The sequence below is a fragment of the Absicoccus intestinalis genome (assembly GCF_033971885.1).
Classification (GTDB): domain Bacteria; phylum Bacillota_I; class Bacilli_A; order Erysipelotrichales; family Erysipelotrichaceae; genus Absicoccus; species Absicoccus intestinalis.
Genome location: NZ_JALBUS010000008.1, coordinates 63,327 through 77,380, shown reverse-complemented (window position 1 = coordinate 77,380; position 14,054 = coordinate 63,327). Strand labels below are relative to the sequence as shown.

Genomic DNA, 14,054 nt, shown 5'->3' with positions numbered 1-14,054 from the left:
TGAAAGGAATCCTTTTTATGAAAAAGACGAAGATATTTCGAGTGTTTTCCATATTGATTTCCATCTTATTGGTTATCTCTGCTGTATTTGTAGCCTATCAAGCGTATGCTTTAAGTATTCTGCCAAACAATATTCTATGGATGATCATCATTATCTTGGTGTTGATCGTTGCCATCTTATTACTATTGTTGAATTTTTCGAGTAAACGATTATGGAGCCGTTTGATTTCTTCCATTTTGGTCATTGCGTGTAGTTGTGGCCTTTTTATCGGAACACAATATATGTCGGAAGCCAATGGGTTTATCGATACGGTGACCAACACGTCAGGAAGAATCAAACATACGGTGCAGGTATATGCATTAAAATCGAGCAAGATTTCTGAGCCGGCTGATCTTACGAATAAAAAAGTAGGGGTATTAAAGGATATCGATACAACAAGCACAAGCAAGTCGTGGAGTGATTTAAAGCGTAAATCGGCCAATGTGACGCAAAAGAAATATAAGAGCGTGGAGGCATTGGCCAAAGCATTATATGACAAAGAGGTATCAGCTATTATTGTTAGTGATTCCTATGTTTCTGGGATTGAAGAAATCGACAATTATAAGGATTTTGGTTCCAAGACCGTGTCGATCCTAAAAACCATTTATTATACGAAAGATAATTTATCAGCCAATGCCGTTAGTGACATTACTTCAAAACCATTTACCATTGAAATTAGTGGTAATGATAATTATGGCGGTCTAGAATCGGTCGCTCGTTCGGATGTCAATATGTTGGTAACGATCAATCCGAAGACGCATGATGTATTGATGACAAGTATTCCTCGTGATTATTATATTCAATATGCTTGCGAGGATGGGGAATGTCCAGTAGGTGAGTTGGATAAATTGACCCATACCGGAATGACAGGATTGGATACGACACGTGATACCTTGGAACAAATGTTAAATGTAGATATCAATTATACTGTTCGATTGGATTTTGAAGCGGTCAAAGCGGTTGTTGATGCCGTTGGTGGCATTGATGTGTATGTCAAAAAAGGATATGCCGTTGACCAATTCTATACCAATCCGGGTGTGGAAGGTGTCCATGAAGGCAAGAACCATTTAGATGGAGCACGGGCTTTGGCCTATGCCCGAGAGCGCTATGCCTATGAAGAAGGCGATCGACAACGGGTCAAGAACCAGCAACAAGTCTTAAAAGCATTGATTAATAAGGTGCTTTCAAGCAATGCTCTGACCCACTACAATGACTTGCTCAAAGCCATGTCCGGCGTATTTGAAACCAATATGACGGATAGTGAGATCAAACAATTTGTACAATATCAACTACAAGATAATCCAAAATGGAATTTTGAAAGCTATGTTTTAGATGGTCAAGGTGATATGTTGTATTGTGCCATGGCTGGACAAGCCGCTTCCGTTTTGGTGCCTGATCAAAGAACCATTGATATTGCATCCAAAAAAATCAAAGCAGTTGTTGCGGGCAAGAAGGCTTCCAGCGTTTCTTCTAAGCTGACGGGTGAATTTACGATGCCAGATTATATGAATGGTGTCCAATCCCAAGATACGTCGAGTAGTTATTCTTCGGATACGTCCCAATATGCAACGGATCAATCCGCGGATTATTCGGGATCTTCCTATTATGATGCATCCAATCAAGTACCAGCACAAACACAAACCTATACGCCAACCGAAGATACCACCTATCAACAAGATGCGAGTGTAGAAAATACAACAACTTTGGAATAATCGCTTTCAGGCTCTAATGTTTAGTTAGGGTCTTTTTTTATCGATTTCACTTTTTTGTTGGAATATGTTTTAATTAAAGTAATGCTTACAACAGGAGGCATTGTTGCTTATGACAAAAATAGGTATATTAAACTTTATTGTAGATACATTATTTGCGGCTTTTCTTTTGGTCGCGTTGCCATGGTTAGACAATGATTTTCAATCCCGTTTATTCGTGGCCTATATCTTAATGCAGATCATCGTGGGGCGCTATCGTCGCATCGTTCTTTTAGCAACCGATGAGTTGCGTTTATGTATCATGAGTCATGTCTATGCATTCATGATCGATTTTTTGATCATTTGGTCCTATTCACCCAAAGATTGGAAAATGTTGGTTTTATTCATTCTTCTATGTTTTGTCTTTGATGTATGGTTTGCCATCTTTTCTAGACACCATTTCCGTAAGTATTTCGAACATCGTGTCATGGTCATTGGCGTTGGTCCTTCTGCCGAACGGTTTCGCACGACCGTAGCACACAATCGGTTTTCGATGTTTGATATTCGTGCTTTCATCAACTGTAATCATGTCCCTGAATTTGAAAATATCCATCAGCGCGAATTTGTCCAATCGCGTCGTATTTATCCCTTCTATGAAATGGATGCTTTATTAGAAACCCAGCATATTGATACGGTGATTATTGCGATTACCCAGATGAATCAAAGAGATATCCAACGCATCATGAATAAAGTGCAGGATGTTGCCGAAAATGTCTATTTTGTTCCTCGTTTGGAAAATTTAATTACGTTTGATACAAAAGTGGAAGATTATGACGGCCAATTGTTGGTGGCCAATTCTTCTGGTTCGATCACAACGTTAAGTGCGTTTTGTAAACGGTTGATGGACATTGTCTTTGGCTTTTTGGGTTGTATTCTTTTGCTTCCATTGTCTTTATATGTCAAGCTTGTTAATCTAAAAAATGGTGATCATGGACCCATCTTCTTTACACAAAATCGCATTGGCAAAAATGGAAAATTGTTTAAGATTTATAAATATCGAACCATGGTGCCCCATGCAGATCAGATCTTGGATGATTTAATGGCAAAAGATCCAGCCATTCGCAAAGAATATACCATCAATAAGAAATTAGAACATGATCCACGCATCACCAAAGCTGGCGAATTCTTACGCAAAAAAAGCTTGGATGAATTTCCTCAATTTATCAATGTCTTAAAAGGGGAAATGAGTTTAGTCGGTCCTCGACCTTATTTACCAAAAGAAAAAAAGGATATGGGGGAACATTATAAATTCATCATTCAAAGCAAGCCGGGTCTTACGGGGATGTGGCAAACCCATGGTCGTAGTGATGTCACGTTTGATGAACGCTTGATGCTGGATAACTATTATTCCCATAACTGGAACATTTGGTTAGATATTACGATCATTTATCGAACCATCAATATTGTCTTGGGTGGAAGAGGTGCCATGTGATGCAGCCATTATCTATTTCAATTGTAGCGTTTCATGATTATGACGACATCAAAAAAGCCATTACATCGATCGTTCAATATACATCCATTCCCTATGAAATGTATGTTTTTGATAACAGTGTCGACGATCCTCAAAAAGAAGAATTTCAATCGTTTTTGCAGGTCAATCATGTACACTATGTGGATAACCACGAAAATCAAGGCTTTGGGAAAGGACACAATCATGCACTGGAATATATCGATTCTAAGTACCATGCCATCATCAATCCCGATATCGTGATCCAAGAAGATGTGTTTGGCCCCATCTTTCAATATCTAGATCATCATCCAGAAGTCGGCATGGTCATTCCCAAGATCGTGGATGATACGGGACATCTGCAAGAAGCGTATCGAAAAGAAATCACTGTTTTTGATATGTTTACCCGCTATTTTGGACGGCCCATCTTCAAAAAACGGATTCAAGACCATACCCTATCGTATATGGACTATTCCAAACCCTTTCAAGTTCCTTTTGCGCAAGGATGTTTCCTTGTTATTCGCACAGATCTATTTCGACAAATCCATGGTTTTGATGATCGTTTTTTTATGTATATGGAAGATGCGGATTTATCCAAACGCATCAATCAAGTATCGAAAGTCATGTATTTGCCCGATGTCGAAGTGATCCATCATTGGCAAAAGGGTTCGCATAAAAACAAGCGTTTATTTAAGATTCATGTACAATCGGCACGAAAATATTTTCATAAGTGGGGTTGGAAATTATGGTAAAAAAGGTTAAAAATGTCATCGTGATTTGTGACTTTGCGTATATCGAAGGCGGGGCTTCTCGCGTGGCACACGAAAGTGCCATTGCCCTTTCTAAAGACTATCATGTAACCTTATTTGCAGCGGTTGGACCGGTATCGGATGAACTGCAAGCATCCAAAGTAAATGTGGTGTGTTTGGGACAAAAAGATATCTTACATGATAAAAATCGTTTGCATGCGGTGCTACAAGGTTTATGGAATAAAGAAGCAAAAGAAAAATTATCGACAGTATTAAACCATTTTTCTTGTGAAGATACCATTGTTCATGTCCATACGTGGACCAAAGGAATCTCTAGTTCTATCTTTGCACTATTAGAGGAAAAAGGATTTCAAGTGGCACTGACGACGCATGATTATTTTTTGGTGTGTCCGAATGGTGGATTATATAATTATCCCCAACATCATATTTGTGAAATTGAACCAATGAGTGGAAAGTGTATTCGCACAAATTGTGATGCACGAAACTATGGACACAAATTATTTCGAGTTTGTCGACAAAAGATTCAAAATGATCACATTCGTCCACGCAAGAATATTTCGTATATTTTTATTTCCGATTTTGCCTCAAAACAATTATTGAAAAGATACCCCCAAATTCAGAAGCATTATTTTTTAGAAAACCCCATCAATTTTACGAATCGTTTTCAAGTAGATTGTGCGAAGAATACAATGTTTCTATATGTAGGACGATTGACCGATGATAAAGGTATTCGCATTTTTTGTGAAGGTGTCACCAAAGCCCATGTACCCGCTGTCGTCATTGGCAAAGGTGTTTTATATGAAGAATTAAAAGAAAAGTATCCAAATATTGAATTTGTGGGCTGGAAAGAAAAGAAAGATATGGTGCCTTACTTAAAAAAGACACGTTGTTTTGTGTTTCCTTCAACCTACTATGAAGCTAGTCCTTTAACGCCATTGGAAATGTTGGCTTGTGGCATTCCTTGTATTGTCTCGGATAAGAATGCATCCAAAGACATCATTGAAGAAGGAAAGAATGGCTTTTTGTATGATGGCTATCAAAGTGAAGCATTAAAACAAGTCATTGAACGATGTCAAGAGGATGATTTGATCAAAACAATGAATACTTATATTTATCAAACTTTTGATACCACGAAATATTCCATAGACAATCATATTCGTCATTTAAAAGAAATCTATCAAAGTATCTTAAATGGAGGTGACTAAGATGGAATTGTCCGTCATCTTGGTTGCGTATAAAAGTGGCCCCATTGTCCGACAAGCGTTGGAATCCATTGTCCAATACAATGATATTGGCGATGAGTTGGAAGTCATTGTGGTTGATAACAGTCCGGAAAAGGAAAGAATTTATCCAGACATTCAGAATATTCCTCTTCCTCATTTTCAATATATTTCCAGTGACAATCGAGGCTTTGGAGCAGGCAATAATGAAGGTGTCAAAGTATCGAAGGGAAAAATCCTTGCCTTCTTAAATCCGGATATCATCTTGGTGGAACCCATTTTTCAAAAAATCATCGAACGCTTTCAGAAAGAGTCCATTGGTATGTTAGGCATTCAATTGTGTTATGAAAATGGCAAGCCAGGCTTTTCGTTCTATTACGATTATCAAATGTCTATTCTAAAAAAGTGGACATTGAAGTTATGGAACAAACTAGGAAGATTCGATGCCAATCAAATGTATATATCGGGAGCCGATATGTTTATTCCTCGAGATTTATTTATTCAAGCAGGCATGTTTGATGAACATATGTTCATGTATTATGAAGAACCCGATATCAAACGGCGTATCGAGAAATTGGATCCAACCAAGAAAAGTGTATATGATGAATCTTTAAGAATGATTCATTTGGAAAAAAAGAGCACACCGTCTTCTTTACAAATGATTGGTCATGAAATGGATTCCAGTGTGTATTATGGCAAGAAATATGGCTTGGATCATGAACAAAAACTGTTGTTTGAATATAAGTATTATGGCATCAAAGAAAAGGTATATCGAATTATCAATAAAAAGAAGGCCAAACAAATGCATGAAATTCGCATGTATATGAAAGAGAGGATGGATGCACATGATATCGGTTGCGATGGCAACGTATAATGGGGAAGTTTATTTACGAAAACAATTGGATTCCATTCTTCATCAATCTTTATCCGTGAATGAAATTATTATTTGTGATGATCAATCGAGTGATGGAACGGTGGATATTATTCAAGAATATATAAAACAATATCCTCACATTCATTTATATAAAAATGAACAAAATTTGGGATATAAACGTAATTTTAAAAAAGCTTTGTCCTTATGTTCGCATGAACATATCTTTCTTTGTGATCAAGATGATATCTGGTATCCAGATAAAGTCAAAGAAATGATGGCTATCATGAACAATCATCCCGAAATGGAAGCACTAGCTTCTTCCTTTACCTTTATAGATGAGCACGACCAACCGATTTCCATTCGTAAGAAAAAAGGTTTTTCCAACAACAATCTGTATATCAAAGAAGTGAAAGAAAATGATATTGTCGAAGTAAAATTTGATGAATTTTTGAATCATAATTACTTTCAAGGCTGTTCCTTATTGATTACGTCGTCTTTACGCGATGGCTTTATCCAACGCTTTAGTACGAAACTTCCACATGATTGGATCATCAATTTGATTGCTTCAAAGCATGGAAGCATGTATTTCTACAATCGATCCTTATTTAGATATCGTATCCATGCGAAGAATACCATCGGAGCCAAAGATGCCAATCTAACAACCAGTGAACATGTCAAAACAGCCAATGAAGAAAATACAAGGACCTTGGTTTGTCAAGATGGCATAAAAGTTCTAGAAACGATCAAAGAAGTGAATCCAACCTTTTATGAAGAGAATAAAGAACGTTTTGATGCGTATTATCAATTTGATAAAGAACATATCGAAGCTATCCAAAATCGGAAGTTTTTTCGTTTGTTGAAACAAAATTTCAATCCCTATTATCGACAATTAAAATCAAGAAAAGCACGTTGTATGGATTTACTCTTTGTCTTAATTCATTGAAAAGTATGTAAAGAATCTATATAATGGACATGTTTGAGGGAAAGCATGAGTGATTTAAGAACATTGGTAATCATACCTGCCTACAATGAGGCATTAAATATTGAAAAGACGGTCCAAGATATCATTGACAATGCGCCACAAGTTGATTATATAATCATCAATGATGGATCCAAAGATAATACATTGGAAGTATGTCGCAAAAATCAGTTTCATACCATTGATGGCTTTTGTAACTTGGGATTGTTTGGTGCGGTGCAAACGGGATTTAAATTGGCGATGGAACAAAATTATGATGTAGCCATTCAATTTGATGGGGATGGCCAACATTCCGCAAAGTATATTCCCGCTTTGGTCGATGAAATCAAAAAGGGAAACCAAATTGTGATTGGTTCCAGATTTGTAACGGAAAAGAAGCCTTGGACGGCACGTATGGCTGGTTCAAGATTGATTGCGGGTGCCATTAAGTTAACCACAGGAAAAACAATCAAAGATCCAACGAGTGGGTTTCGTGCCTATGATAAAACATGTATCAAAGAATATGCGTTGGACATGAATAATCCACCGGAACCAGATACACTTGTATATATGTTAAAGAAACATTGTAAAGTGAAAGAAGTTCAAGTCCAAATGAGTGAGCGAGAATTTGGCGAATCCTATCTAAATTTAAGCAATACGATCAAATATATGAGTCGTATGTTGGTTTCGATTTTCTTTATTCAACCATTTCGAAAGAGGTAAGTATGTCATTGCGTTTACAATTTGTGTTTATCTGTGCTAGTATCTTAACCTTTATTTTTGTGATTCATAAGATTCGCAAACAAGGATTAAATATCAGTCAATCCATTGTATGGATCTTATGGGCCATTTTATTATTGATTCTTAGCGTATTTCCAGGCCTTGCCCTATGGGCATCCAATAAACTGGGATTCATGAGTGCAAGTAACTTTATCTTTTCTTTATTTATTTTCTTTCTATATATCATCACATTTTCACAAGCCAGTGAATTATCCAAAGTACAAGATAAGAATAAAGAATTGATCCAGAAGTTAAGTATTAAAGAATATTTGGACGAACAAGAAAAGAAGTAGAGAAAGGGTTTTTGTATGTATTGGCTATTATCATTGGTATTCTGGTTTTTCATGTTTAATTTCTATTATTTTCTAGGAGACGTCCTTCTAGATTTTTTTGGTTATGAGAAAGATACGGGAAAACGATTTATAATTGGATTTTTATTTACCTACTTATTAACATTTTTGGTGGTTTTTCCTTCACAAAATCTTCATTTGAGTTGGCATATCTATTTTATCGTTCAATGCATAGTATTTGGTGTTGTTTTAGTATTATTAATAAAATCAGAAAAAACGGTGATCAAAGATACGTATCAAAATATTCGCCATAATTTTAAGACAAACTTACGACAGTTTGTTCGTGAAAACTGGGTTTTATGTATTTTTGTATTTTTGTTTTTAGTATTCTCTATTTCAAATCAGGTGTCTTTTTATCATATGAACTATGATGATGGCTATTATATTGGAAAAATGGTTAATTCGATAGGAAGTACGGCTTTAGATAATGAAAATTATTACAATGGGGCTTTATTGCATAGCTACCATTTTGATTTGGCACGAGGTATCAATACTTATGAGATAAGTTATGCTTTCCTTTCAAAGTTATTTTTCATACAGCCTCCTTTTTTCTGTCGAGTTACGATGCAGTTACATAATTATGTCTTTTTTTGTATTATCTACAAAGAATTAGCAAAATTAATGTTGAAAAAGGAATATGCACAATACGCCTTAGTGCCTTTTTTTCTATTTTTAATTGCACATGGCTTTTTAATGTATGGGACAACCAATATTCATATTCGATCCTTTGATCTATGGCAATTCCAGACTGCAATGTTCTATGGGGGTAGTGTTGTACGTACTTTTTCATTCCCTGTATTAATGATTTTTAGTTGGCCACTATTAAAAAAATTTCAGTGTAAGTCATTCATATGTGTTTTATTGCTTTTTTTATCCTTTCTTTCTTTTTCGAGTATTGCGATACCAAATATTATTTTGTTTGTTGTGTTCATTCTTACCATTAAATGTTTTGATTCAAGCTATCAATTGTATAAGCAAAAAAATAAAAGAAAATTCATCATTTCATGTTTTTTATTTGCATTATTTATTCTTTGTGTTCTAGCAACAAAGAAACTGGATCATTTACCATTAGGTGATATGGCTGATAAATATGCGGGATGTGTACAGAATTTTAATGCGTATTATCATGAGTATTATTTAAATGATGTTTGCTGGGTATATGGCTTTGTTCCCATTATTCTTGCCTTTGAATATGGAAAAGATCGTTATCAAAGATATGTTCCAACTTTTATCTTCTTGTTTTATCTGTTTTTTAAAACTTTATATCTTAAAGAGTTGGCCATGTATTCTGCTTTTAACATTTTTTTTGTGGTATTGCGTACAGTATCATCATTACAATACTTATTAGTATTTATTTTCGGAGTATGCATTGTGCAACGTATTATTTTATTAAATAAACGCAAAGTATGGGTCAACATTCTTAGTGCTTTTACTATTGTATCGACTCTTACCTATATACAAGTGAATCGTGCTCAAATGAATACATATGATTTTTTAGGCTCAGGAATAAGTAGAGATGGATATTACTTTAAACGAGTATTGGATGTAAATACAACCATGACACCAAGAATTACCAATGAAATTGGGACATATTTTAATGCACTTCCATATGGAAATTATCGATTGTACACACCGGATTTATTTCCTTATGATGGAACGATGATGCCAGATGCTTCATTTAATATTGTGTCCAATCGCATTCAAATACATTCAAGATCTGGATTTGGCAAAATGGATAGAGCTGAAGCAAAAAAATTAAATGATTTTTGTGTAAAAACAAAACATGAATCTATAAATGAAATATTACCAATTTTAGAGAAATATAAAACCGATTATATTTTGGTTTTTACAAATCAAGCACGAGATCAATTAGAAAATCAAAATCAGCAATTGGTATTGGAAAGCAAAGAATCAAATAACCCTTATTATCTGTTTAAATTGAGGTATTAAAATGATTTCAGTTATCATGTCAACATATAAAGAGGATGAGTCGCAATTACGGCAATCTATTGAATCAATCTTGAATCAAACGTATCAAGATTTTGAATTTATCATCATATTAGATAATCCAGAAAATGATATGCATCGTAGAGTGATTCATGATTATGCTGCTAAGGATTCTCGAATACGGTTTTATCCAAACGAAAAAAATATGGGTTTGGCTAGATCTTTAAATCGAGGATTGGAATTTGCAAACGGAGAATACATTGCACGAATGGATGCGGATGATGTTTCATTACCAAATCGTTTTGAAAAACAATTGGATTATCTTAGATCTAATTGTTTTGATTTAATTGGCGGATTAACCGAAGTGATTGATGAGAATGGAAATATATTATATAAAATCAATAAAGTTCCTTCTGATCCAGATAAAATCAAGAAATGTTTGCGCTATGGGCAGGTAGTTGCACACCCTACTTGGTTTGGTAAGAAAGCCATATTTGATGATTTGCATGGCTATCGATTGATTCCACTTTGTGAAGATACAGATTTTGTGTTACGTGCTGTATTAAAAGGATATAAAATGTCGAATATCAATGAATCGGTATTAAAATATCGTATGTCTTCAAATAGTGTTTCACGATCAAATTTATATGAACAATATTTATATTTGTGTTTTATTACGGATGCATATAAACAGGGAAAGGTTGCGAATATTGCGGATGCGATGGATTATGTACAATCGCATAATAATGAGAAGATTGCTAAGAAGTATTCGGAATCCAATGTCTTGTTTAATCAGATGTTAAAAGAAATGCGAACCAAGCAGGTCATTCCTTTTATTAGTCATGGGTTTGAATTGTTGTTTCATTCTCGTCCTTTTTTAGATCGTATACGCCGATTTGCGTTATTATCGATGAATAGCTAATATGAACTATTATACAACTGGTCAATTTGCGAAATTGGCGAATGTCAGTCAACGAACGATTCGCTATTATGACAAGATTGGTTTATTAAAGCCTTCTTGTATCTTAAAGAATGGATATCGTCAATATAGTGATACGGATCTTATTCGTTTACAGAAGATCATTACGTTACGAAATCTAGATTTTTCGATTGAAGAAATCTTTTCGATGATGTCTTCGGAAGAAACGTTAAAGGATTCGTTGCATTTACAATCGAGTTTGGTACAGGCAAAGATCACTAATTTACAGAATTTAAAAGAGGCTTTAGATATTGCATCTTCTTCTTTGGAAAATGATTCTTTTGATTGGTCCAATTTGATTTCATTGGTCCAAATGAGTCAGGATAACTCATCTATCATTAATCAATATATGACATCAAAGAATTTGGATGTACGAATTGCACTACATGAGAAATATTCACAGAACCCAATGGGATGGTTTCCTTGGTTGTATGCACAAATCGATTTTACGGGAGTGAATCGATTACTTGAAATTGGTTGTGGTACAGGTGAATTATGGAAATACAATACATTAAATTTACGCAATCGTGAATTCTTCTTATCGGATAGTTCGGAAGGGATGGTATCTGAGGTTCGTAAAAAATATGGTTCTGCATTTAATTGTATTGTGGTCGATTGCGAAAAGATTCCATTTAAGGATGCGTATTTTGATTGTGTGATTGCCAATCATGTCTTGTTTTATTTGCAGGATCTGAATCGAGGGCTTTCGGAAATAGATCGGGTATTAAAACCAAATGGGGTATTGTATTGCAGTACCTATGGACCAAACCATATGAAAGAAATTACAGCTTTAGTACAGGCTTTTGACTCTAGGATCACATTGTCTCAAACGAATTTATATGATGTATTTGGATTGGATAATGGGAAAGATATGCTGAATCCTTATTTTTCAGAGGTTCATGTTTCCTATTATCCAGATGCATTGATCGTGGATGAAGCACAACCTTTGGTGGATTATATAATGAGTTGTCATGGCAATCAAAGTGAGATCATTGGCCCAAGACTTATGGAATTTAAATCATTTGTACAAAACCAATTACCTCTTCATATCACCAAAGAAGCCGGTGTCTTTATTTGCAGGAAATAGTCTTTTATGTATACAGGTTAAATAGGCAATTGAAAGACTAATTAGATAGATGAATGTATAAGAGCAAAAGGAAAGAGAATGAAAAGATGAAAAAATACAAAACGAAAAGATTCAAAAAAATCAATCCATTAGCTGTAATTTTTTTTATAATAATTATTACAGGAATTTATCGAATTGTTTTAGGTCAATCTATTGGAAATCATTTTTATTGTTCTGAGTCATTTGATGATGTACTTTTAATGCGTTATTCCAATTTTAATACACATTTTCATGATCCAAATGTTTGGTCTCTAGTAAAAACAATGAGTTTTCCGCTATATGTTCGGTTGATTCATAGAATGCATTTAAATTATACATTGTCTGTTTCGATATTATGGGTATTTGCGGCACTTAGTGTATTTAATGTAGCACAAAAGTATTTTAAAAATAAGTATTTATCATTAGTATCATATTTATACTTTTTGTTTTTGCCGATGGCATTTGATAGTTGGATGGGTACAAGAATTTATCGTAATTCTATTATTGCGCCATTTTAATTATAGTATTTAGCCTAATTTTGATAAATGTTAAAGATATAATATCAAATGAACAAAAAAAGTTTCTTCAATATATTTGTACCATTATTCGAACTTTTATTTTAGGAATTCTTTTTACATTTACTTATTTTATTAAAGAAGACGGATTATGGATGTTCGCATGTTTAATCTTTTTTTCAATCGCAAGTGTAATAGCGATTATTTATCATTTGATAAAAACAAGAAATTGGCAAAGAACGATTTTGTATAGTATTATCATTTGTATTCCATTTGCTTCCTTTAATTACGGTACAAATAATTATAAAGAAATAAATGAAAAATATTTCGGAGTATCTGCAATTCAGACTAGAACTTCAGGAGAACTTGGTGAATTTGTTAATAATGTTTATAAAGTAAAATCCCAAAAACAGAATTGGTATGTTTGGGCACCAAAAGATTCTATTGAAAAGGTATTTAAAGTTTCTCCTACTTTACAAGAATATCCAGAATTATTACAATCTATTGAACATACACCTTGGTTTGCAGGAGATATTTCAAAAAAACCAATTCAAGGTGATTTTTTAACATGGGTTTTACGGAGTTCTTTAAGTGATACAGGGATTTGGAAATCTGAAAAACAAATAGATAAATTATTTTCAAAAGTTAATAATGAAATTGAATCTGCCTTCAATACTGGAGAATTAGAAAAAACAGATAAAATACAATTATTGTCTTCGGCTGTAGGTAGAAATAAGACTGAAATTGAAAGTCTATTCCCATTAGTTATACATAATTTTAGGAATGTAATGTTTTTACAAGGTTATACTCCAGGTGCTATTGTTGGCAATACAGCGTATCATCCTGAGGTTGGTAAATATGCTTCTACAGTAACAGGAATAGAATATTTAAAAGATTATAGTTTATGCAATCAAAATGCAATGAATCATGCAAATGAACAGGTTTCAATCATTTTTAAAATTTATAGTATGTTAAATCCATTGTTATTTGTTGGAATGATCATTATTCTCTTTTTTCAACTAATTTTATTGCTTTATGTTTTGATAAAGAAGCGATGGAAGATAGCGCATACAGAATGCTTATTACTAATTGGACTTGTTGTAGTCTTATTTGGTATTTGTATTGCATATTCATTTTCTATTAATGTTTTTCACAATTTATATATAAAGAATATATTGATGACACAATAATGAATTATTTTACAGTTGCTATGCCACCATTAATGGGGCTTGCATATCTGTTTTCCATAGGAAATCTATTACAAATCGGAAATAAATAAAACGCTTGACCCTTACGTTACGTAAGGGTTTATTATTATCTTG

13 protein-coding genes are annotated in these 14,054 nt (G+C 34.1%); all 13 read left to right on the top strand.

The window, feature by feature from the left end:
- Positions 1 to 17: 17 nt before the first annotated feature.
- The 13 genes from MOZ64_RS06645 to MOZ64_RS06585 all read left to right on the top strand — a co-directional run bounded on the left by MOZ64_RS06645 (position 18) and on the right by MOZ64_RS06585 (position 13,922).
- Complete coding sequence (locus MOZ64_RS06645; RefSeq protein ID WP_320325802.1) at positions 18 to 1,751, top strand: LCP family protein; 1,734 nt, start codon at positions 18 to 20, stop codon at positions 1,749 to 1,751.
- A 109-nt stretch (positions 1,752 to 1,860) separates the two neighbouring features.
- On the top strand, positions 1,861 to 3,219 hold the full coding sequence (locus tag MOZ64_RS06640; RefSeq protein ID WP_320325801.1) for an exopolysaccharide biosynthesis polyprenyl glycosylphosphotransferase: 1,359 nt from the start codon (positions 1,861 to 1,863) through the stop codon (positions 3,217 to 3,219).
- Positions 3,219 to 3,986, top strand: coding sequence for a glycosyltransferase family 2 protein (locus MOZ64_RS06635; RefSeq protein WP_320325800.1), 768 nt, complete (start codon positions 3,219 to 3,221; stop codon positions 3,984 to 3,986). The genes MOZ64_RS06640 and MOZ64_RS06635 overlap by 1 nt, the downstream gene beginning before the upstream one ends.
- A complete protein-coding gene (locus MOZ64_RS06630) occupies positions 3,980 to 5,209 on the top strand; it encodes a glycosyltransferase family 4 protein (protein ID WP_320325799.1) in 1,230 nt (409 codons plus the stop codon). The genes MOZ64_RS06635 and MOZ64_RS06630 overlap by 7 nt, the downstream gene beginning before the upstream one ends.
- 1 nt (position 5,210) lies before the next feature.
- Positions 5,211 to 6,098 carry a glycosyltransferase family 2 protein gene (locus MOZ64_RS06625; RefSeq protein ID WP_320325798.1) on the top strand — a complete coding sequence of 296 codons (888 nt, stop codon included), beginning with the start codon at positions 5,211 to 5,213 and terminating at the stop codon, positions 6,096 to 6,098.
- Positions 6,064 to 7,041, top strand: coding sequence for a glycosyltransferase family 2 protein (locus MOZ64_RS06620; protein ID WP_320325797.1), 978 nt, complete (start codon positions 6,064 to 6,066; stop codon positions 7,039 to 7,041). The genes MOZ64_RS06625 and MOZ64_RS06620 overlap by 35 nt, the downstream gene beginning before the upstream one ends.
- A 45-nt stretch (positions 7,042 to 7,086) precedes the next feature.
- Complete coding sequence (locus MOZ64_RS06615; protein ID WP_320325796.1) at positions 7,087 to 7,779, top strand: glycosyltransferase family 2 protein; 693 nt, start codon at positions 7,087 to 7,089, stop codon at positions 7,777 to 7,779.
- A 2-nt stretch (positions 7,780 to 7,781) separates the two neighbouring features.
- On the top strand, positions 7,782 to 8,129 hold the full coding sequence (locus MOZ64_RS06610) for a DUF2304 domain-containing protein (RefSeq protein ID WP_320325795.1): 348 nt from the start codon (positions 7,782 to 7,784) through the stop codon (positions 8,127 to 8,129).
- Between the two features lie 15 nt (positions 8,130 to 8,144).
- Positions 8,145 to 10,136: a DUF6077 domain-containing protein gene (locus MOZ64_RS06605; protein ID WP_320325794.1), complete on the top strand. Its 1,992-nt coding sequence runs from the start codon at positions 8,145 to 8,147 to the stop codon at positions 10,134 to 10,136.
- A gap of 1 nt (position 10,137) precedes the next feature.
- Positions 10,138 to 11,055, top strand: coding sequence for a glycosyltransferase (locus MOZ64_RS06600; RefSeq protein WP_320325793.1), 918 nt, complete (start codon positions 10,138 to 10,140; stop codon positions 11,053 to 11,055).
- Between the two features lies 1 nt (position 11,056).
- A complete protein-coding gene (locus MOZ64_RS06595) occupies positions 11,057 to 12,199 on the top strand; it encodes a MerR family transcriptional regulator (protein ID WP_320325792.1) in 1,143 nt (380 codons plus the stop codon).
- 86 nt (positions 12,200 to 12,285) lie between these two features.
- Positions 12,286 to 12,735, top strand: a complete 450-nt coding sequence (locus MOZ64_RS06590; protein WP_320325791.1) for a hypothetical protein — start codon at positions 12,286 to 12,288, stop codon at positions 12,733 to 12,735.
- Positions 12,736 to 12,887: 152 nt separating this feature from the next.
- Positions 12,888 to 13,922, top strand: a complete 1,035-nt coding sequence (locus tag MOZ64_RS06585; protein ID WP_320325790.1) for a hypothetical protein — start codon at positions 12,888 to 12,890, stop codon at positions 13,920 to 13,922.
- Positions 13,923 to 14,054 lie beyond the last annotated feature (132 nt).